Source organism: Bacteroidia bacterium, assembly GCA_039924845.1.
In the GTDB taxonomy this organism is placed as follows: domain Bacteria; phylum Bacteroidota; class Bacteroidia; order DATLTG01; family DATLTG01; genus DATLTG01.
In genome coordinates this window covers 1-20,891 of record JBDTAC010000030.1, presented here as the reverse complement: position 1 = coordinate 20,891, position 20,891 = coordinate 1, and the positions used below count along the sequence as shown (strand labels likewise).

Below are 20,891 nucleotides of genomic sequence, written 5' to 3'. Positions count from 1 at the left end.
TATTTGAAAAATTATTTTTCCGGGCTCCTTTTTTTCCTTTCCTCCTAACAGCATTCTACTTAACATTTTTTAACAAGCAATGCTGTGCTGTGTATGGATTATAAATTATTTTTGCTGTCCAATAAAAACTTATTTAACATGACTGACATCAAAGAATTAAACGAGCGCATACAAAAAGAAAGTGCTTTTGTAGACTTGCTCACGATGGAAATGGACAAGGTAATTGTGGGCCAAAAATACATGGTCGAACGTTTACTAATTGGGTTGCTTTCTAACGGACATATATTATTAGAAGGTGTGCCGGGATTGGCGAAAACACTTGCCATCAAATCATTGGCTTCTACGATTAAAGCAGATTTTAGTCGTATCCAATTTACGCCGGACTTATTGCCTGCGGATTTGGTTGGAACGATGATTTACAATCAGAAGAAAGAAGAATTTACCGTGCGTAAAGGACCTCTTTTTTCCAATTTCATTTTAGCGGATGAGATCAATCGTGCGCCGGCAAAAGTGCAAAGCGCGCTCCTCGAAGCCATGCAAGAACGACAAGTAACCATTGGCGATCAAACCTTCAAATTACCTGAACCATTTCTGGTACTCGCTACTCAAAATCCAGTAGAACAAGAAGGAACGTATCCATTGCCGGAAGCGCAAGTAGATCGTTTTATGATGAAAGTGGTGATTGGTTATCCGAATAAAGAAGAAGAGCGAAAAATTGTTCGTCAAAATATTTCAGGCAGTTTCCCAACACCAAATTGTGTGTTGAAACCGGAAGATATTTTATCCGCGAGAAATGTGGTGAGAGATGTTTACATGGATGAAAAAATTGAAAAATACATTGTGGACATTGTTTTTGCAACGCGTTATCCGAAAGAATACAAATTGGATAAATTTGCCGGACTCATTAATTTTGGTGGCTCGCCGAGAGCAAGTATTAATTTGGCACTTGCTTCAAAAGCCTACGCATTTATTAAACGCAGAGGTTATGTAATCCCAGAAGATGTACGTGCTATTTGTCAGGATGTATTGCGCCACCGTATTGGTTTAACCTACGAAGCAGAAGCAGAAAATATTACTTCTGAAAATATCATTAATGAGATTTTAAATACAATTGAAGTTCCGTAAAAAATAGTTTTCGGTTTGAAAAAATAATTTTTCGAAGCATCAAAATAACGTTCATGGAAACGAGTGAATTATTAAAGAAAGTCAGGAAGATTGAAATTAAAACACGTGGTCTTTCCAACCAGATTTTTTCTGGAGAATACCACAGTGCTTTTAAAGGGCGCGGAATGGCTTTTAGTGAAGTACGCGAATACCAGCCGGGCGACGACATTCGTGCCATCGATTGGAATGTAACTGCGCGCTTCAACCATACGTTTGTGAAAATTTTTGAAGAAGAACGTGAACTCACTGTAATGTTGGTTGTGGATGTAAGCGCTTCTGGACAATTTGGTTCACAGAAACAATTGAAACAAGAATTGATTACGGAATTATGTGCTGTGCTTGCCTTTTCAGCGATTCAGAACAATGATAAAATCGGAATTATTTTTTTCAGCGATGTCATTGAAAAATTCATTCCGCCCAAAAAGGGTCGCGGACATATTCTGCGCATCATCCGTGAACTCGTTAATTTTAAACCCGAACACAAAGGAACTGACATTGAATTGGCTTTGCGTTATCTCAACAATGTTATTAAAAAACGAAGTATTGCTTTTGTGATTTCTGATTTTATTGGAACTCATTTTTCAGATGCTTTAAAGATTGCCAATAAAAAGCACGACTTAGTGGCTTTACGAATTTACGACCATCGCGAAAATGAATTGCCGGATGTTGGGTTGGTAAAAATGATAGATGCAGAAAGTGGCGCACTTGCATGGATAAATACTTCAGATAAAAATGTGCGAGACAATTACGCCGCAAATGCGCGAAAAAAAGAAATCTATCTGAAAGAAATATTTAACAAAAGTGGCGTAGATGCCGCTCATATCAATACTTCAGAACCATATATCAAACCATTGACGAATCTGTTTAAGAAAAGAAATAAATAAAATGAGGTTCGAAAAAATAATTTTCAAAAGAGGAAAAGCACTGTTTACATTGTGTTGTGCACTTATTTTTTCTGCTGCGTTATTGGCACAAAACGTAAGCGTTTCCGCGAAATTGGATAGCAACGTCATTAAAATTGGAGAGCAAACACAACTTCAATTATCCGTTAATTACCGCTTAGACAAAGGGAAAGTAAAAATTACTTTCCCGCAAGTAGGCGATACTCTTACTGGCAAAGTACAAGTTGTTCGTAAAAGTAAAATAGATACCATTATTCCGGATAGCAGCGATCCATACGGGTTTATACAAAGAGAAACACTTACCATTACTTCTTTTGATTCCGGTTATTACGCCATTCCACCTTTTAAATTTATCATCAACGGCGATACTTCTAACATTCAACAAACAGAAGCATTATTATTACAAGTAGAAACCGTTCCTGTAGATACTACAAAAGCGATAAAAGACATCAAAGCGCCGATGAGCGTGCCTTTCAACATCAAAGAGATTATTCCATATCTAATTTATGGCGTCGTTGCACTTGCAATTATTATTCTCCTTATTTGGTTGATAAAACGTTCCTTAAAAAAGAAACCTATTGTAATCGAAAAACCAAAACCGAAAATTCCACCACACCTTATTGCCATCGAACAATTAGAAAAAATTAAGCAGGAAAAAATTTGGCAGCAAGGTAATTTAAAACTCTATTACAGCAGTATTTCCGATACGATTCGTGAATACATCAACAATCGTTTTAATGTGAATGCGCAAGAACAAACAACAGATGAAATTATTTACAATTTGCGTAACAATGTCGAAATTCAATCTGCCGACAAAACGAAATTAAAACAACTTTTACGCTTGGCGGATTTGGTAAAATTTGCCAAAGAACAACCTATCGAAAATGAGAACGAACAAAGTATGACGCAAGCTTTTGAATTTGTGCGCGCTACTATTTTGGAAGAACAAAAGGTAGAACCAACATCCGAAAACGAAACAAATAACACTACAAATAGTAATCAATAATGTTGGATTTTTTTAACGACATATCTTTTGCAAGCCCTGAATTTTTCTGGCTGTTTACAATCTTTCCGATTATGATTGCATGGTATATCTGGAAAAATAAAACGCAAGAAGCTGAACTTCAAATTTCTTCGTTTGATGGATTTTCAGGTATTAAAAAAAGTTTAAAACAACCTTTCCGTCATGTTTTATTTGTGCTGAGAATTTTTGTTATTTCCTTGTTAATTGTAGCATTGGCACGTCCTCAATCAAGTTCGAGTTATAAAAACATTACAACAAAAGGAATTGACATTGTGATTGCGATGGACATTTCTGGAAGTATGCTTTCGCAAGATTTTAAACCAAGTCGAATCGAAGCTTCTAAATCCATTGCGATGAATTTTATTGACAGTCGCCCGAATGATAAAATAGGCTTGGTTATTTTTAGCGGAGAAAGTTTTACGCTCTGTCCGCTTACCACAGATCATGCGGTTATTAAAAATTTATTTTCATCTGTAAAAACAGGAATGATTGACGACGGAACCGCCATTGGTATGGGTTTGGCAACAGCGGTGAATCGTATCAAAGACGACAATTCGAAAAGTAAAGTCATTATTTTATTGACGGATGGCGTAAACAATATGGGCGCCATTGCACCACTTACTGCGGCAGAAATTGCCAAAACATTTGGAGTGCGTGTTTATACTATCGGAATCGGAACAGAAGGAAAAGCACTAACACCCGTTGCTATGTTGCCAAATGGACAGTATCAATACGCCTATCAAGATGTGCAGATTGACGAAGATTTACTCAGTAAAATTGCTGTCATGACTGGCGGAAAATATTTTAGAGCAACCGATAATGAAAAATTAAAAAATATTTACGGAGAAATTGATAAGATGGAAAAATCACGCATCGAAGAAAAAGATTTCACTAATAAAGAAGAATGTTTTCTACCTTTTGCAGGTTTGGCTGCGATATTATTGTTGTTAGAATTGCTTTTAAAAAATATTTTTTTCAAACGTATTCCATAAATAAAAAAAATGTTTCGATTAGGAAATCCTATTTATTTATACGCTTTTGCAGCCATTCCGCTGATTATTTTAGTTTATCTATGGATGCTTCGCTGGAGAAAAAATGCGTTGAAGCGTTTTGCTGAAAGTGCCTTGATACAACAATTAGCGCCCGATGTTTCAAAAAATAAGGCGCGTATGAAATTTATTTTTGTGGTACTCGGATTTTCTTTTTTAATTGCAGGAATCGTGGATCCGCAAGTGGGTTCGGGATTAAAAGAAATGAAACGCCAAGGTTCAGATATTATAATTGCATTAGATGTTTCGAACAGTATGAATGCGCAAGATATTTATCCGAGTCGTTTAGAAAAGGCCAAACAAGCCATCGAAAAACTAATTGATAATTTGAATGGCGACCGCATCGGAATTGTTGTTTTTGCTGGTGAAGCCTACGTGCAATTACCGATTACAACAGATTATGCGGCTGCAAAATTATTTTTGGGAACCATCAATACGGACATGGTTCCTGTTCAGGGAACGGCGATTGGTGCAGCCATTGATTTAGCCGCCGAATCATTTGGCAAAAGCGACCAAAATTCAGATCACAACAAAGCAATTATTTTAATTACGGATGGAGAAAATCACGAAGACGATGCGGTAGTAGCTGCTCAAAATGCTGCGAAAAAAGGAATTATGATTAATACCATTGGTATGGGAACGGAACAAGGTGCACCGATTCCTTTAAAGCAAATTTCAGGTTCCGGACAAGTAGATTTTATGAAAGATCAAAGCGGCAATACTGTTATTACTAAACTGGATCAACAAGCATTGGAAGAAATTGCGGCTGCCGGAAACGGAACATTTGTGAGAGCTTCTAACGCGGATGTTGGTTTAAATACGATCCTTACTTCCATCAAAAAATTAGGTAAAAAAACGTTTGAAAGCAGTTTGTATAATGATTACGAAGATCGCTTCCAATATTTTATTGCTGCTGCACTTTTATTGCTGATTGCAGAAGTCTTTTTTACAGAAAGAAAAAGTAAATTGTGGCAAAAAATAAATTTATTTGGCGCGGAAAAATCTTGATTCAATGAAAAAGATAATAGAAAATAAATTCACTATTTATCGATTCGAAAAATTATTTTTCGGACGGCTTTTTTTATTGTTATTCTGCAGTATTTTATTTTTAGGAAACAATGCATCTGCACAAGAAAACAGCAAATACATTCGCGATGGAAATAAAGAATACGCAGAATCACATTATGCCGATGCACAAAAGGATTACGAAAAAGCCTTGCAGAAAAAAGCAGATATTGCAGGTGCTTTTAACTTAGGCGACGCGTATTACAAACAAAAACAATACAAAGATGCAGCCGCGCAATTTCAATCCATTACTTCGCAAAAAACAGACAAAGCAACGCTCGCAAAAGCATATCACAATTTGGGAAATTCTTTGCTTCAAGATAAACAATACGAAGAGAGTGTGAAGGCTTATAAAAATGCTTTGATTAATAATCCGAAGGATGATGATACGCGCTACAACTTAGCGTATGCACAGGAAAAATTACTAGAAAAACAAAATAAGGACAAGCAAAATCAGAAGAAAAAAGACGATCAAAAACAAGATCAGAAGAAGCAACAACAAAAGCAAAATCCCAAAAACGATCCGAATAAAGACAAACAAAATCAAGATAAGAAAAATCAGCAAAATCAACCTCAGAAAGATCAGATTTCAAAGGCGGATGCGCAACGTTTGTTAGATGCGATGAATGACGATGAAAAGAAGTTACAAGAAAAATTAAATAAGAAGAAAGCGCCCGCAGAAAAAGCGGATATTCAAAAAAACTGGTAGATGAAAAAAATATTTTTCTTATTGTTTTTCTTTTGCACGAGCTCATTTTTGTGGGCTCAGAAATTTACTGCGTCTGCCAGCAAAACGACAGTTGGTGTGGGAGAACAATTTCAAATTAGTTTTTCGCTAAATGCAAACGGAGATAATTTTGTACCGCCATCTTTATCTGATTTTGATGTGTATTCTGGTCCGAACGAGTCTTCCAGCATGCAATTTATCAACGGAAGTGTTTCTCAGTCCGTCTCTTTATCCTACATACTTGCACCAAAAAAAGAAGGAAAGTTCTCCATTGGAGCTGCATCCATTGTGGTAAACGGCACTAAAATAAGTTCTAATTCCATTACCATTACGGTGGTGAAAGGAAATCCACAAGCACAAAACCAGAGTTCCAATCAACAAGGTGGAAATCCGCAACAAGCAAGTGCTCCAGATAAAGATATGTCTCAAAATTTATTCGCAAAAACAATTGTCAATAAAACAAAAGTATATCTTGGAGAACAAATTACAGTAACACAAAAAATCTATACACGCCTTAATTTAAAAGGATTTCAGAATGTAAACTTTCCTACTTATGATGGATTTTGGTCGCAAGATTTAATTTCAAAAAGCCAAATTCAACTCGCTACCGAACGCATAAATGGCGTTAGCTACAATGTTGCCGAACTTCGCAAAACATTTATTTTTCCGCAACGTACCGGAACAATTACCATTGATCCGATGAGTGTTGATTGCATTGTACGCCAACAAAGCAGTCAGCCGCAAAGTATTTTCGAACAGTTTTTTGGAGGCGGCTATCAGGATAAAGTATATACCGTAAAAAGCAATCCAATAAAAATTGACGTAATGCCTTTACCGGACAAAAATAAACCAGATGATTTTTCGGGAGCGGTGGGTATTTTTTCCATGAAAGCCAGCATCAATAAAAATAAAGTAAAAGCAAACGATGCCATAGACCTGACGCTAACACTGAGCGGCAGCGGGAATATCAAATTAATGGATGCCTTGAAAATTAATTTTCCGCAAGACATTGAGAGCTACGATCCGAAAGTGAATGATAATATTTCTGTAACGTCCACAGGTGTTTCCGGAAGTAAAACATACGATTACCTTTTGATACCAAGACATGAAGGAGATTTTAAAATTAATAAAATCAATTTCACGTATTTTGATCCGACCAAAAAACAATACATCACCATTCCCGCTCCCGAATTTGACCTTAGCGTAGCAAAAGGAGATAACACGCCCTCTACAATGGTTGTGAACAATGTGGAAAAAGAAGATGTGAAATTAATTGGTAGCGATATTCGCTTCCTGAAAAATAATTTTTCGGACGAGAAAATATCAGAAAATTATTTTTTCGGCTCAGTTCCTTTTGTCGCAGGAATGATTTCTCCTATTCTTTTGTTTTTCCTATTTTTATTTTTCAGAAAAAAGCATGAAAAAGACAACAGCGACGCTACTTTAGTAAAAAGTAAGAAGGCAACGAAAATGGCAAAAAGGCGTTTAGCACTTGCCGAAAAGCACATCAAGAATAATAACAAAGAAGGATTTTACGACGAAGTTTTAAAAGCCCTAAATGGCTATATGAGCGATAAACTCAGCATTCCAGTAGCAGATCTTTCGAAAGAAAAAATTATTGAGAAATTAAAAAGTAGAAACGTTACGGAAGAAACCATTAAAAAATTAATGCAAGTGGTAGACAATTGCGAATACGTGCGCTACGCTCCTACTGCTGTTTCCAGCGATTTAAATACGGTGTTTAGCGATACCGTTCATTTAATAACGCAATTAGAAGACGAAATGTAACATGAAAAAAATCGAAAAAATATTTTTTGCAGCCTTCTTTTTTCTCGCTCATTTTGCTTTTGCAAATCCGCAAATAGACAGCGCCAATACCAATTATAAAGCAGGAAAGTATGATAAAGCCGCACAGTTTTACGAAATTGCCGTAGCGCAAGGGTATACTACGCCTGATATTTATTACAATTTAGGAAATGCTTATTACAAAGAAAATAAAATGGCGTACGCTATTTTAAATTACGAGCGAGCTAAAAAATTAGCACCCAATGATGAAGATATTCGGTTTAATTTAAACATGGCAAACTTACATATTACAGACAAAGTAGTACCTGTGCCAACTGTTTTTTTTAAACAATGGTGGAGTGATTTCAGAAATCTTTTTTCGGAAAAAAGATGGTCGATTTTCTGCATCGCTTTTTTCTTTTCGTTTTTTATTTTCTTGGGATTATTTTTTTATTTCCGAAGCGTAATTCAAAAACAAATTTTCTTTTCGCTCGCCGTATTGATGTTTATTGGCAGCATTTTCACCTTTCTGTTGGCACAACAATCGTACAGTATTTTGCACACACACAACCAAGCAATTATTATTTCGCCTTCCGTTACAATAAAAAGCGCACCAGAAGAAGAAGGAACGCAATTATTTGTTGTTCACGATGGCACAAAAGTGACCATTATCGAAAAAAATAATTTGTGGACAGAAATAAAATTAGCAAACGGAAATGTAGGCTGGCTTAAAAATTCCGACATCGAAATTATTTGATTTTTTCTTGGCGTAGATTCTGAATTAATTGCGGAATGACGTGCTTCATTCATTGTCAATTTTTTGCCACCTTAAGCTACCCAACGTTTTAAAGCTTCATGATTTGGCGATTTCGAAGCAAAAACTGTTTACCACCACAAAACTTGATACGAAGTACAAAGCTTCATTTAAATCCCAATGTTTTATACCGCGTATTACCCCGTAGTTTGTATTCTTTTTCAATTACTTCAGCAATCTGATTATGTAATTCTGGTATTTTATTCTTAATCCCAAGTTATAGTGTGTGATGGAGCATGTACACTGTGTGATGGAGCATGTACACCGTGTGATGGAGCATACTTTTAATTGGAACATCGTTACATCTTCACATTTTCAAATCAATTTTCACTCCTAAAAGCTGAAATATGTTTATCTTTCGGACTTTAATTTTTGGCTTACACAATGACAGATAAATACGAAGCCGTTATCGGCTTAGAAGTTCACATACAACTCTTAACAAAAAGCAAAGCTTATTGTACCGATTCAACAGAATTTGGTGCGATGCCAAACACGTTGGTAAGTCCGATTTCGTTGGGACACCCAGGCACTTTGCCAAAATCAAATAAAAAAGTAATTGAGTTTGCTGTACGACTCGGTTTGGCTTGTCATTGCGACATTCGAGAAGAAAATCAATACGCGCGAAAAAATTATTTTTATGCGGATTTACCGAAAGGATATCAAATTACACAAGATAAAACGCCCATTTGTACTGGTGGCTATGTGATGATAAAAAAAGACGATGGCTCAGAGAAAAAAATAAATCTGACGCGCATACACATGGAAGAAGATGCTGGAAAAAGCATTCATGATTTAGATCCATTTGATACGTTAGTAGATTACAATCGTGCTGGAGTGGCACTTTTGGAAATGGTGAGCGAACCAGAAATACGAACTGCCGAAGAAGCTTATAAATATTTGAGCGAAATCCGGAAATTAGTGCGCTATTTAGATATTTGTGATGGAAATATGGAAGAAGGAAGCATGCGCTGCGATGCCAATGTTTCTGTACGTCTGAGAGGTTCTGAAACTTTCGGAAAGCGTACGGAAGTTAAAAATATGAACTCGATTCGTAACGTACAACGCGCCATTGAATTTGAAGTAAAACGCCAAATTGCAGCTGTTGAAAACGGAGAAGAAATTGCACAAGATACACGCAGTTTTGATGCGAGTACAGGTTCTACATTTGTGATGCGAAGTAAAGAAACGGCAAATGATTACCGTTATTTTCCGGAACCAGATTTACAACCAGTTTTGATTACGCAAGAATACATTGCAACCGTAAAAAAAACATTGCCTCCCCTACCCGATGAATTGTATAAAAAATACATTTCGGAAATTGGTCTTTCCGCTTACGATGCTGGTGTTTTAACGGAAAATAAATTATTGGCGCTTTATTTTGAGAAACTTATTTCGCATACAGAAAATTACAAAGCTGCCGCAAATTGGCTGATGGGCTCTATCAAATCGTATTTGAACGAGAATGCCATCGGCATTGAAAAATTCAGCATTACTGCTGAAAAAATGGCGCAATTAATTCAATTGATTGACGAAGGAAAAGTAAGTAATACGGTAGCTTCGCAAAGTATTTTTCCGGAAATGCTTACGGAAAGCGGGAAATCACCTTTGCAAATTGCAGAGGAAAAAAATCTGATTCAACAAAGCGATTCAGGAACTTTAAATGAATATGTGAAACAAGCGATTTCAAAATATCCTGAAAAAGTAATCGAATACAAAAACGGAAAAGAAAGTTTAGTGGGTCTATTTATGGGCGAAGTAATGAAATTATCAAAAGGAAAAGCAGATCCGAAAATTGCCAACGAATTAGTAAAAAAAATGCTCTCGGAAAATTAATTTTTCAAACGAAAAAAATCAATCTCAAAAAAATAATTTTATCATGAAAAAAACAATTGTAATTCTCTTATCAGCTTTAGCAATAGCAGGATGCAAACAAAAAGCATCAACTGCAAATCACAGTGCATTTGAGCTCGACGGAAAATTAATTGGCTCGCAAGGCGAAAAAATATTTTTAGAACAGCTTTCTCCGGAAGGCGTTAAAACAGTTGATACCACTATAATTGATAAAAGTGGCGAATTTCATTTTTACACGAGCGGCATTAATATTGGATTTTACAATGTGAAAATAAACGATCGTAATTTTGCGACTGTAATATTAGATTCTAACTCAAAAGTAAATTTGACAGGAAACGCGCAGGATTTAGGAAATACTTTTTCCGTAACTGGTTCTCCAGATTCCAAATTATTTATTGATTTGAATGTGTTTTTGAAAAAAAATTACACCAAACGCGATTCAATTACCAAGCTGTATCAAGTGTATGCAAACCTTCACAAAGACAAAAAATCTTTGGATTCATTGAGCAACGCATTGGAACAACCTTTTGATTCAATTGTCATTCAACAAAATAGATATCTGACCAATTTTATTGATGCGAATACTTCTTCTTTCGCTTGTTTGGCAGCCATTCAGCAATTAAATTCGGATCAATTTTTATCGTATTATCAGAAATTAGACAAGGCACTTACAACAAAATATCCTGATTCTCCGTACATCAAATTTTTTCACAATAAGATGAACGATATGGCGCGCCTTGCTGTTGGCTCTGAAGCTCCCGATATTAAATTAAATGATCCGCTCGGAGAACCTGTTTCACTTTCTTCCTTGAGAGGGAAAATCGTGTTGATTGATTTTTGGGCTTCGTGGTGTGGACCTTGCAAAGAGGAACTTCCAAACGTAGTAGCAGCCTATAAAAAATACAAAGACAAAGGATTTACGGTGTTCAGCGTTTCCTTGGATAAAGACAAAAAAGATTGGACGGATGCCATCCAAAAATTTGATTTGACTTGGACGCAAGTAAGTGATTTAGCATATTGGAATTCGTCGGTTGTGAAACTGTACGGTTTAACAAGTATTCCGCAAACTTATTTAATTGACAAAGACGGAAAAATTATTGCGAAAGGCTTGAGAGGCGATGATTTGCAAAATAAATTAGCCGAACTATTAAAATAATATTTTTCTAAAAAGAATATTTTGATGCTTCGAAAAATTATTTTTTTGCCGACGATTTTTTTACTTTTTTGTTCTGAACTGAATGCGCAAGATTATTTTCAACAACAAGTAGATTATAACATTCATGTAAAATTGAATGATGTAAGCAACGAGCTTTCGGCTTACGAAACAATAGGATATCTTAACAATTCTTCGCAAACACTCGATTTTATTTACATGCACTTGTGGCCCAACGGTTATAAAAATGATTCGACCGCTATGGCGAAACAAATGTTGGAAAGCGGCAATACTACTTTTTATTATTCGTCTGCAGATGATAAAGGGTATATTGATAGTTTGGATTTTAAAGTAGACGGGCAACCAGTGAAATGGGAATATGCAGGCGATCCAAGTATTGTAAAAATAATTTTAAACGAACCATTAAAGGGCGGCGAAAAATTAATTCTCACCACACCTTTTCACGTAAAAATTCCGAACGGAAAAATTTCAAGAATGGGGCACATCGGACAATCGTATCAAATTTCTCAATGGTATCCAAAGCCTGCAGTGTACGATCGAAATGGCTGGAATCAAATTCCGTATTTAAACCAAGGCGAATTTTATTCGGAATACGGAAGTTTCGATGTCTTTATTACGCTTCCGAAAAATTATGTTGTAGGCGCAACTGGCGATTTAATTGATGGCGAACAGGAACAAGAATGGCTGGCTGAAAACGCTCAAAAAACAGCGGCTATGACCAGCTTACCGACCGATATGTCATTTCCGCCATCTGATAAAGAAACAAAAACATTGCATTATCATCTCAGTAAAATACATGATTTTGCTTGGTTTGCGGATAAAAGATATCATGTTTTAAAAGGCGAAGCGACACTTCCGCATTCTGGAAAAAAAGTTTCTACTTACGTGATGTTTACCAATGCCAATGCGGATTTATGGAAAAAAAGTTTGCAGTATATGCACGATGCAATTTATTATTATTCGCTCTGGAACGGTGATTACGCCTATGATGTAGTAACCGCGGTGGATGGAACTATTAGCGCTGGTGGTGGAATGGAATATCCTACCATTACCGTTATTGGCGCTGCATCGAATGATTTTGAATTAGAAACTGTGATTGCGCATGAACTCGGACACAATTGGTTTTACGGAATGCTTGGCTCGAACGAGCGGAAACACGCATGGATGGACGAAGGAATCAATTCGTATTACGAAAACCGTTATTTGGAAACCGTTCATCCGGATGCGAAATTGCTCGGAAATTTTTCTTCTACAAAACTGGCGCACGATTTCGATTTATCGAAATACAGACACCGCGAAGAATATTATTTAACCTATCTCATCAACGCTGCCAAAAATGAAGATCAAGCAATTGACTTGCCGGCTGGCGATTACACCGATATTAATTACGCAGGAGATGTGTATTGCAAAACAGCTTTGGCATTTAATTATTTGATGGCATATCTCGGAAAGCCAATGATGGACAGCATTATGCAAACTTATTTCGACACTTGGAAATTTAAACACCCACAACCATACGACATCCAGAAAATTTTTGACGATGTTACAGGAAAAGATTTGAGTTGGTTTTTTGATGATTTATTGGAAACCACAAAAAAGATTGATTACGAAATTATTTCTTCTAAAAAATTAGATTCAGCGAAAGGATATGACATCGTTCTAAAAAATACTGGACAAATCATTGGACCTGTTTCTGTTGCTGGAATAAAAAATGGTAAAATTAGAGCAATCGTTTGGTACGATGGCTTTTCCGGAAAGAAAACATTGGGCTTTCCTACTGGAGAATATGATCATTTTAAAATAGATTATTTCGAAGATATTCCTGAAATAAATCGTAATAACAACACGCTAAGAACTTCTGGAATTTTAAAAAGAACCGAACCTTTTAAACTTCAATTTCTGGGAAGTATAGACGATCCAGATAAAACGCAACTTTTTTTTACACCTATTATCGGTTGGAATAATTACAACAAATTTATGTTGGGAGCTGCCTTTTACAATTCGATACTTCCACAAAAAAAATTGGAATATATTTTTACTCCGATGTATGCTTTCGGAAATAAAGATTTGGCAGGCTATGCGCAAATTCATTACAACATCACGCCCGACAATGATGTGTTTCAGCAAATAACGTTGGGTATAAACGGAGCTCGTTTTGATGATGCGTCGAATCCACTCAATACTGATTTTAATAAAATCGTGCCAGAGATTCTTTTCAAATTCAAGAAAAAACGTGCGCGCAGTAATTTGCAACAAACTCTACGTTACCGTGATATCAATATTATTGAAGGCTCCGTACTGTATGGAGAAAGTTCTTCGACTTATTTTCCGGTGGAAAAAACACTTCACAAAATGTACAACGATGTAACGTATAACGTAACTAACAGCAGAGTTATCAATCCTTGTAGTGCAATTGTAAATTTTCAACAAGGCGATAAAATGGCAAAACTTTCACTTACCGCAAATTTTTCGTTCACACTTTCAAAAAATAAAAGTATTGATTTCAGAATATTTTCAGGAACTTTTATTGGAACAACAGCCACCGATGCTGGACCTTATGCTTTTAGATTGTCAGGCGAAACAGGTTCTCAAGATTATTTGTACGATAATGTTTTTCTGGGACGCAGCGAATACACCGGAATTTTATCCCAACAAATGACCGAAACAGACGGCGACTTTAAAATGTTTACCGCGCTCGGACAAAGCACAGGCTCACTAGTAAGTATGAATGTAAAAAGTTCATTGCCTATTTCTCCTCTACGAATTTATGCTGATTTAGGCGCCTCAAGCGATGATTATTTTGCAAAGGCGCCTCCCTTGTATGATATTGGCATTGATTTACCGATTGCAAAAAATATTTTTGAAATTTATTTCCCGCTATTTTATTCTCAAGATATTAAAAATGAAATTACCGCAAACAATTTAAAATACTTTCAAACAGTACGTTTTACACTTAATTTTAATTTGATGAATCCCTTAAATATTATCAAAAATTTATCCTTGTAAATTGAAAGAAAATAAAAAAATATATTTTGCATCTGATTTTCATTTGGGCGTTCCCGATTACGAAAGTAGTTTGAAGCGTGAAAAATTAATTGTGCGATGGCTCGATGAAATAAAACACGACGCAGAAGAAATTTTTTTAATGGGCGATATTTTCGATTTTTGGTTTGAATACAAACACGCTGTACCAAAAGGTTTTGTGCGCTTGCTTGGAAAAATTGCAGAACTATCAGATGCCGGAATCAGCATTCATTTTTTTACTGGAAACCACGATATGTGGATGTTTGATTATTTTCCGAAAGAATTAAATATTCAAATGCACCGCGAAGCCATCGTAAAAAACTTCAACGAAAAAATATTTTTCCTGGCGCATGGAGATGGCTTAGGTCCAGGCGATCATGGATATAAATTCATAAAAAAAGTTTTTGCAAGCCCCGTTTCGCAATGGCTATTTGCGCGTTTGCATCCCAATTTAGGAATCGCGTTTGCGCACTATTGGTCGAAAAAAAGTCGTATCGCCAATGGCGAAAAAGATGAAAAATTTCACGGAGAAAAAAATGAATGGCTTATTATTTATTGCAAAGAATTGCTCGAAAAAAAGTTTTTTGATTACTTTATTTTTGGGCATCGCCATCTTCCGATGGATATTGCTGTGGGAGAAAAAAGTAAATATATTAATTTGGGAGAATGGGTAAATTACAATTCCTACGCGGTTTTCGACGGAAATAAATTGGAATTAAAATATTTTTCCGTTTAAGGCTTCTGAAAAAATATTTTTTTCAATCAGCTAAAAGGACCTTGAAAAAAAACAGCTGCATCGCTTCCCGATTCGCGTTTAAATTTCAGCAAAATTTTTTCTGCCAATAAAATATATTCTTCCATTTTATATTTTTGAAGCCAATCCATCGCAGCTTTATCTTTGTTGATAGCATTGGCTGTAGCAGCTAATACAAATTCTTTTTGTTGCATCAAATACGCATGCGCTTTTCGATCGCTCCAAATGGAGCTCACAAATGCCACAAGTGTCAATTCTTTGTTTTCCACCAACCAATCGTACGCGCTATCGCTATTCCCCAAAGCGTTTCCAGTCATGGCAAGTGCTTTGTATCCTTTATCCATCAACCAATTAAAGGCAGCGGCATCTCCGTCCATCATTTCTCCTAATTTCTGAATGGCTTGTTTTGGGTAGTTCATTTTGTGTTTGAAAAATTATTTTTTCGAAGCCAGTTTTCTTATAGAATAACAAAGGTAAATAAATGATTGTAAGATTAAAAAACATAGGCTCGCCTAAATTTTGTCTATTAAGCCGAAAATTCTGATTCAGAAATAAGCTGATTAAAAAATAAGTTTGTAAAAAAGGCGTTCAAAAAAATATTTTTTTGAACGCCTTTTTTTGATATCAATTCCAATAAAATCAGGTTGAAATTAAAAGGTAAATTAATCCAATTGCAGCAAATGCCATTATTACTAAAGTTATAAAACCAAGCACATTTGAAATTCTTGAGTTGGTATTTGTCTTCATTATCTTTTTGTTGTTCCCAATATGAAGAATGATAGCAATTAAAATAGGTGCTGTAAGTCCGTAGGCTATTGCTGTAAAAATCAAAGCCTTTATCGGACTTATCCCTAAAAAGTCGAGTGATAAACCTACAAGCAACGAAACAATAATTGAAATATAAAATGCCTTTGCTTGCGGGAATTTTCTGTCAAGTCCTGCTTCCCAACCAAACGTTTCTGCAAGCATATAAGATTGTGAACCTGCTAATACCGGTATTGCTAAAAGTCCTGTTCCTAAAACACCAATAGCAAAAATCAAATACGTTAATTTTCCTGTCAATGGCTCTAATGCTTTTGCAGCTTGGTCAACGGTGTTAATTTGACGAATGCCTGCGTTGTACAAAACAGTGCCTGTAGTAAGAATAATGAAAAACATAACGACGTTTGATAAAAACATTCCAGCATTTACATCGGTTTTCATAATGCCCAGAATACGTTTATTTACAATTACTCTTTTTTTACTGTGCGCCATATCTTCTGCTTCCATGGTGGCTTGCCAAAAAAACAAGTACGGAGAAATTGTTGTTCCAAGTATGGCAACTACGATAGAAAAAAAATCTTTATTAAAATGAATAGTTGGAATAAAAGTATTTTTTGCAACCAAGAGCCAATCTTGTTTTGTCATAAATGGAATAAGCACATATAGCAATAAAGAAAGGCAAAGCCATTTTAAAATCTTAGCAATTTTTTGATACGGATATTTAATGATTATAAACATTAGAATAGCAGTGAAACCAATACAGAAAACGGAAATGGGTATGGAAGGAAAAATCATATTCGCTACCGCACCCATGCCTTCTATGTCTGCACCAATGTTCAATGTAATGGCGGGGAAACTAAAAAGCAACATGGTATAAAGCAATGGCTTCGAATAATGGTTTTTTAAAGTAACTGTTAAACCTTGAGATGTTACCAAGCCAATTCTTGCACACATACCTTGTACTGCTGCCATTAATGGAAAGGTAAGCAATGCTAACCACAGTGTTGAAAGCCCAAACTGTGCACCTGCTTGTGAATAAGTGGCAATGCCCGATGGGTCATCGTCGCTTGCTCCGGTTACAAGTCCTGGTCCTAAAATGCCAAAAAACTTTTTAATTCTTGCAGGAAATTTTGCAGCTTTTGCCATTTTGTTTTTTACTAAAAAAATTATTTTACAATCGTTTGTAAATATACTCAGGTTATAATAGGAACAGCACTATTTAAATTGCCTTTACCCCAAATAGATAGCCTACAAGCGCAGTTATTCCCATTGCAATGGTACCCCAAAAACAAATTCGAATCATCGCCTTTGAAATAGTTGAGCCACCAGCCTTCGCTGCAATAGCCCCCGATAATGCGAGGAATACAATTGCAAATACATATTGGTAAATTATCATTTGTTTTATTGGCGAAAAAATGGAAACCAATAATGGCAAAATGCCTCCCGTTACAAATGATGCCCAGGAAGCCAAGGCTGCTTGTAAAGGTTTTGGCTTGGTAAATTCGTTGATGCCTAATTCGTCTTTGGCATGGGCTTCCAACGCGTTACGATTTGTTAATTGCACCGCCACCTGCATTGCTAAATCCGTATCCAATCCTCTGCGCTCATAGATTTTAGATAATTCTTTTAATTCAATTTCAGGCATCGTCTCAAGTTCCTTTTTTTCTCTTTTTAAATCGGCAACTTCGATGTCATATTGAGAACTTACTGAAACGTATTCGCCGGCAGCCATAGAAAAAGCACCTGCCACTAAACCCGCTAATGAAGCCAAAACAATTGGATACCGAGTAGAACTTGCTGCAGCTACGCCTATTGCTATACTTGTGGTAGAAAGAATACCGTCATTCGCACCTAAAACTGCTGCTCTCAGCCATCCGCTTCTGTTTGTATAATGTTTTACAAGTTCCATTTTTAAGTGTTTTGATTGTGGCTAAGGGTTTCCGATTTTGAGTTTGAGATTTCCAAGCACAAAATGCGCGGCTAAGATATATTATTCGGCTTGCAAGCCAGCTCGCCTAAAGCAAAATTGTGTTACAACAGCTATTCTTTCTTGTCCCATAGTTCTAACATTGCAGTTAAATCACTGTATTCTTCGGCAAATGCTCCGTCAAGTATCCCAAATTTATTTTTAAACTCCTTAAAATATTGTCTTGCTTTTGGGTTGCCTGAAATTGTTGCAATAAATAGTTTGTTTGCAATTACCATTTTACTATCGTCAAGTCCAGGCTTTGCTGTTTCGTATGCTTTTAAAACAGAATGAATTTTTGTCTCGTCGTATTGACCGATTTGTCTATTAACTAAAAGTTTCCGAATAACTTTTTGTCCGTTGAAATATATTTTTTCTGTGGTCCAAACTATTTCTTGAAATTTAAAATTCTTACCGATCGGCAGGTTCTGAAGTTCGTCTACGAGCAATGTATCTTTATTTATTTTCAGTCGGCAAGATAACTCTGCATCCCAAAAGTCAATGATTGTGTCTTGTCCGCAAACTGAAAGAATAAATTCGGAAAAAGTTGTCGGCTTGCTGTCAGTATTTTTATACCCACATAAAGCAATTGCTTTGCCGTTGGAAAGGTAAAAAGTCGTATCAGCTTTTGTTCCTGCATATTCCGTTTTCGGGCAGTCACAGGAAACTGTCTTTGTCTGTCCGTAAACGGAAGTCAAAGTCAAAAAGCTCAGTATGATTGTTATGCAATGTCGTATCATTATAGTTGTGTGTGACGATTTCTGGCTTTGCGTTTGAGATTTTCAAGCACAAAATACGCGGCTAAGATATATTATTCGGCTTGCAAGCCAACTCGCCTAAAGCAAAATTTATCTGATGCTCCGTTTATCTTATACGGATAGGAAAGCGTTACTTAGTCCTCTTCATAAAGACGAAGTTTATTTTTAAGGATAGTTAATTCATGCCGTAATTGTTGTTCCTTCTCCAATAAATTAAAAACAATATCAATACCCTCCAAATTCACGCTTAGTTCGTTGTGAAGTCTAATTATTTTTTCAAGATCACTAATTTGGTCTTGATGTATAAATTGATTTTGCTCAACAATTTCGATTTTGATGAGTCCCATTTCGTTTAATGCATTTACAAATGAAATTTCAATGTCGTAATGCGAGCAGAGTATTTCTGTCGAAATTAAATCGTTTGTCTTCATTTTGTACTAATTTTTTGTAATTCTTTGAATAGCTCTATTTCTTTTTCGCTCAGATTAGTTGGAATCTTAATATGATAGGTGATAATCATATCGCCAAATTCTCCCTCTTTTTTATAAACTGGAAAACCTTTTCCTTTCAATTTTCCTTTTGATTCATTTTTCGTTTCTGGCTTTATCTGGAGTTTGATCTTACCAGTAAAAGAATCAACCGTTATTTCTCCGCCCAAAATGGAGGTGTATAAATCCAGATCAACATTCTGATATAAATCACTCCCTTCGCGCTTGAACTGCGTATGATTGTTGATATTGAATTTGATGAATAAATCACCATCCGGACCACCATTGGTTCCCAATCCACCTTTTCCTTTAATTTTTATCACTTGCCCGTTTTCAACTCCTGCGGGTATAGTGAGCCTAATTTTTTGATTGTTGACGGTTAGTATTTGCGGTTGAGTGGTGTAAACGTCTTTTAAATCGAGCTGCAATTCAGCGTTGTAATCCTGACCTCGAAATTTCTGACTGCGTCCTTGGCTGTGTGAGGCTCTTCCTCCGCCAAACATGGATTCGAAAAAATCTGAATAGTCTTCGCTTGCAAAGTCTTGCTGACCTGATTGATGTGAAGAATAGTTTTGCTGTTGTTGACGCTTCGCATTTTCATATTCTTCTCCGTGTTTCCAATCTTTTCCAAACTTATCGTATTTCTTCCGGTTTTCAGGATCACTCAAAACTTCGTTTGCCTCATTTATTTCTTTGAATTTAGCCTCCGCATCTTTGTTTTCCGGATTCAAATCAGGATGGTGTTTCCGGGCAAGTTTCCGATAAGCAGTTTTAATCTCCGCTTCGCTTGCTGTATTCGAAACACCTAAAATTTTATAATAATCTTTGAAATCCATTTGTTAATTTTTATTTTTCTAATTGTTTAATTTATCTGCTGTAATTATTCTATAAGTATAGGAATTAATTGTCAGTCTTATATTTCTGTCGTTGTTTGTAATATAAATGTTTTTACCTGTTTTTTGAAATTCGGACTCATCTGTTCCCTTAATAATTTCAAAAATCATTATTTCAATTTTGTCTTTTGAAAGTTTTATGCCCAGTTTCTTATTAATCCTCCCATAAACGAGGTCTGTAAAGCAAATTTTATTTAAGATTTCGGTTTTATAATTATTCATTCTTGCTTTGTCATTCTTAATTATACTTTTAAGTTCTCGATTCTCAGTGAAGCTAAAAAATCTTCTTTTAAGCACTGAAACTGCTTTTTTGCCAAAGGCTTATTACCTAGTTAAGAAGTAAAATCTTTTCTTTCTGTTCGTCAGTAATCTCTATCGTTTTTGTCAATTTATAATAATGAATAATTGCGCTCAGATTGCCGCAGTTTATGTTCCAAAAATAAGCTATATTTTCCTTGCAACAATATGATTTAATAAGTTTTATTCAGGAGCGTATAAGTTCAAAAAACGGCATCGGATTTCGAATAAAATTTTAGCAAAATGAAAGCGTGATGAATTCAGGATTTCCGAGCGTAGGCGAGGAAGTCACCCGATGAATAGCTTTCAGGAAGCTAAAATGAAATGAGAAATCCAAGCCTTGAATTTTTCTTTGCTTCTTTCTTTTGTTTGTAAGACAAAAGTAAAGAAGAAG

General features: G+C 35.8%; 19 protein-coding genes. 12 read left to right on the top strand and 7 right to left on the bottom strand.

All coding sequences use genetic code 11. The features are described 5' to 3' along the window. The first annotated feature begins 138 nt into the window (after window positions 1-138). The 12 genes from ABIZ51_03550 to ABIZ51_03495 all read left to right on the top strand — a co-directional run bounded on the left by ABIZ51_03550 (window position 139) and on the right by ABIZ51_03495 (window position 15,315). On the top strand, window positions 139-1,125 hold the full coding sequence (locus ABIZ51_03550; protein MEO7087850.1) for an AAA family ATPase: 987 nt from the start codon (window positions 139-141) through the stop codon (window positions 1,123-1,125). Window positions 1,126-1,178: 53 nt separating this feature from the next. Beyond that, window positions 1,179-2,048 carry a DUF58 domain-containing protein gene (locus ABIZ51_03545; GenBank protein ID MEO7087849.1) on the top strand — a complete coding sequence of 290 codons (870 nt, stop codon included), beginning with the start codon at window positions 1,179-1,181 and terminating at the stop codon, window positions 2,046-2,048. A gap of 1 nt (window position 2,049) precedes the next feature. Then, on the top strand, window positions 2,050-3,072 hold the full coding sequence (locus ABIZ51_03540) for a hypothetical protein (GenBank protein MEO7087848.1): 1,023 nt from the start codon (window positions 2,050-2,052) through the stop codon (window positions 3,070-3,072). After that, a complete protein-coding gene (locus tag ABIZ51_03535) occupies window positions 3,072-4,082 on the top strand; it encodes a VWA domain-containing protein (protein MEO7087847.1) in 1,011 nt (336 codons plus the stop codon). The genes ABIZ51_03540 and ABIZ51_03535 overlap by 1 nt, the downstream gene beginning before the upstream one ends. Window positions 4,083-4,091: 9 nt before the next feature. Beyond that, window positions 4,092-5,147 (top strand): VWA domain-containing protein, encoded by a 1,056-nt coding sequence (locus ABIZ51_03530; protein ID MEO7087846.1) that lies wholly within the window; start codon window positions 4,092-4,094, stop codon window positions 5,145-5,147. A 4-nt stretch (window positions 5,148-5,151) separates the two neighbouring features. Continuing rightward, window positions 5,152-5,913, top strand: a complete 762-nt coding sequence (locus tag ABIZ51_03525) for a tetratricopeptide repeat protein (GenBank protein ID MEO7087845.1) — start codon at window positions 5,152-5,154, stop codon at window positions 5,911-5,913. After that, window positions 5,914-7,719 (top strand): BatD family protein, encoded by a 1,806-nt coding sequence (locus tag ABIZ51_03520; GenBank protein ID MEO7087844.1) that lies wholly within the window; start codon window positions 5,914-5,916, stop codon window positions 7,717-7,719. It begins immediately after the preceding gene. 1 nt (window position 7,720) lies between these two features. After that, on the top strand, window positions 7,721-8,473 hold the full coding sequence (locus tag ABIZ51_03515; protein ID MEO7087843.1) for a tetratricopeptide repeat protein: 753 nt from the start codon (window positions 7,721-7,723) through the stop codon (window positions 8,471-8,473). Window positions 8,474-8,914: 441 nt separating this feature from the next. Beyond that, window positions 8,915-10,363 (top strand): Asp-tRNA(Asn)/Glu-tRNA(Gln) amidotransferase subunit GatB, encoded by a 1,449-nt coding sequence (gene gatB, locus ABIZ51_03510; GenBank protein MEO7087842.1) that lies wholly within the window; start codon window positions 8,915-8,917, stop codon window positions 10,361-10,363. Between the two features lie 43 nt (window positions 10,364-10,406). After that, window positions 10,407-11,537 carry a TlpA disulfide reductase family protein gene (locus ABIZ51_03505; protein ID MEO7087841.1) on the top strand — a complete coding sequence of 377 codons (1,131 nt, stop codon included), beginning with the start codon at window positions 10,407-10,409 and terminating at the stop codon, window positions 11,535-11,537. Window positions 11,538-11,561: 24 nt separating this feature from the next. Next, window positions 11,562-14,561 carry a M1 family metallopeptidase gene (locus ABIZ51_03500; protein ID MEO7087840.1) on the top strand — a complete coding sequence of 1,000 codons (3,000 nt, stop codon included), beginning with the start codon at window positions 11,562-11,564 and terminating at the stop codon, window positions 14,559-14,561. 1 nt (window position 14,562) lies between these two features. Continuing rightward, window positions 14,563-15,315 carry a UDP-2,3-diacylglucosamine diphosphatase gene (locus ABIZ51_03495; protein MEO7087839.1) on the top strand — a complete coding sequence of 251 codons (753 nt, stop codon included), beginning with the start codon at window positions 14,563-14,565 and terminating at the stop codon, window positions 15,313-15,315. A 26-nt stretch (window positions 15,316-15,341) separates the two neighbouring features. On the opposite strand, the gene ABIZ51_03490 is transcribed toward ABIZ51_03495, so the two are convergent. From ABIZ51_03490 to ABIZ51_03460, 7 genes are all read right to left on the bottom strand, one after another. Next, window positions 15,342-15,752, bottom strand: coding sequence for a hypothetical protein (locus tag ABIZ51_03490; protein ID MEO7087838.1), 411 nt, complete (start codon window positions 15,750-15,752; stop codon window positions 15,342-15,344). Between the two features lie 220 nt (window positions 15,753-15,972). Beyond that, window positions 15,973-17,241 carry a divalent metal cation transporter gene (locus tag ABIZ51_03485; GenBank protein ID MEO7087837.1) on the bottom strand — a complete coding sequence of 423 codons (1,269 nt, stop codon included), beginning with the start codon at window positions 17,239-17,241 and terminating at the stop codon, window positions 15,973-15,975. Between the two features lie 73 nt (window positions 17,242-17,314). Then, window positions 17,315-18,004: a VIT family protein gene (locus ABIZ51_03480; GenBank protein MEO7087836.1), complete on the bottom strand. Its 690-nt coding sequence runs from the start codon at window positions 18,002-18,004 to the stop codon at window positions 17,315-17,317. Between the two features lie 131 nt (window positions 18,005-18,135). Then, window positions 18,136-18,765 carry a hypothetical protein gene (locus ABIZ51_03475; protein ID MEO7087835.1) on the bottom strand — a complete coding sequence of 210 codons (630 nt, stop codon included), beginning with the start codon at window positions 18,763-18,765 and terminating at the stop codon, window positions 18,136-18,138. Between the two features lie 188 nt (window positions 18,766-18,953). Then, window positions 18,954-19,250, bottom strand: coding sequence for a chaperone modulator CbpM (locus ABIZ51_03470; protein ID MEO7087834.1), 297 nt, complete (start codon window positions 19,248-19,250; stop codon window positions 18,954-18,956). Next, the gene (locus ABIZ51_03465) at window positions 19,247-20,143 is read right to left on the bottom strand and encodes a J domain-containing protein (GenBank protein ID MEO7087833.1); all 897 of its coding nucleotides are present in this window, start codon (window positions 20,141-20,143) and stop codon (window positions 19,247-19,249) included. The genes ABIZ51_03470 and ABIZ51_03465 overlap by 4 nt, the downstream gene beginning before the upstream one ends. A gap of 18 nt (window positions 20,144-20,161) precedes the next feature. Further along, the gene (locus tag ABIZ51_03460; protein MEO7087832.1) at window positions 20,162-20,422 is read right to left on the bottom strand and encodes a DUF3781 domain-containing protein; all 261 of its coding nucleotides are present in this window, start codon (window positions 20,420-20,422) and stop codon (window positions 20,162-20,164) included. Window positions 20,423-20,891: the final 469 nt, after the last annotated feature.

Bases quoted from the DNA above. Each gene is read 5' to 3' on its own strand.
- ABIZ51_03550 (MEO7087850.1), top strand. From the start codon at position 139: ATGACTGACATCAAAGAATTAAACGAGCGCATACAAAAAGAAAGTGCT.
- ABIZ51_03545 (MEO7087849.1), top strand. From the start codon at position 1,179: ATGGAAACGAGTGAATTATTAAAGAAAGTCAGGAAGATTGAAATTAAA.
- ABIZ51_03540 (MEO7087848.1), top strand. From the start codon at position 2,050: ATGAGGTTCGAAAAAATAATTTTCAAAAGAGGAAAAGCACTGTTTACA.
- ABIZ51_03535 (MEO7087847.1), top strand. From the start codon at position 3,072: ATGTTGGATTTTTTTAACGACATATCTTTTGCAAGCCCTGAATTTTTC.
- ABIZ51_03530 (MEO7087846.1), top strand. From the start codon at position 4,092: ATGTTTCGATTAGGAAATCCTATTTATTTATACGCTTTTGCAGCCATT.
- ABIZ51_03525 (MEO7087845.1), top strand. From the start codon at position 5,152: ATGAAAAAGATAATAGAAAATAAATTCACTATTTATCGATTCGAAAAA.
- ABIZ51_03520 (MEO7087844.1), top strand. From the start codon at position 5,914: ATGAAAAAAATATTTTTCTTATTGTTTTTCTTTTGCACGAGCTCATTT.
- ABIZ51_03515 (MEO7087843.1), top strand. From the start codon at position 7,721: ATGAAAAAAATCGAAAAAATATTTTTTGCAGCCTTCTTTTTTCTCGCT.
- gatB (MEO7087842.1), top strand. From the start codon at position 8,915: ATGACAGATAAATACGAAGCCGTTATCGGCTTAGAAGTTCACATACAA.
- ABIZ51_03505 (MEO7087841.1), top strand. From the start codon at position 10,407: ATGAAAAAAACAATTGTAATTCTCTTATCAGCTTTAGCAATAGCAGGA.
- ABIZ51_03500 (MEO7087840.1), top strand. From the start codon at position 11,562: ATGCTTCGAAAAATTATTTTTTTGCCGACGATTTTTTTACTTTTTTGT.
- ABIZ51_03490 (MEO7087838.1), bottom strand. From the start codon at position 15,752: ATGAACTACCCAAAACAAGCCATTCAGAAATTAGGAGAAATGATGGAC.
- ABIZ51_03485 (MEO7087837.1), bottom strand. From the start codon at position 17,241: ATGGCAAAAGCTGCAAAATTTCCTGCAAGAATTAAAAAGTTTTTTGGC.
- ABIZ51_03480 (MEO7087836.1), bottom strand. From the start codon at position 18,004: ATGGAACTTGTAAAACATTATACAAACAGAAGCGGATGGCTGAGAGCA.
- ABIZ51_03470 (MEO7087834.1), bottom strand. From the start codon at position 19,250: ATGAAGACAAACGATTTAATTTCGACAGAAATACTCTGCTCGCATTAC.
- ABIZ51_03465 (MEO7087833.1), bottom strand. From the start codon at position 20,143: ATGGATTTCAAAGATTATTATAAAATTTTAGGTGTTTCGAATACAGCA.
- ABIZ51_03460 (MEO7087832.1), bottom strand. From the start codon at position 20,422: ATGAATAATTATAAAACCGAAATCTTAAATAAAATTTGCTTTACAGAC.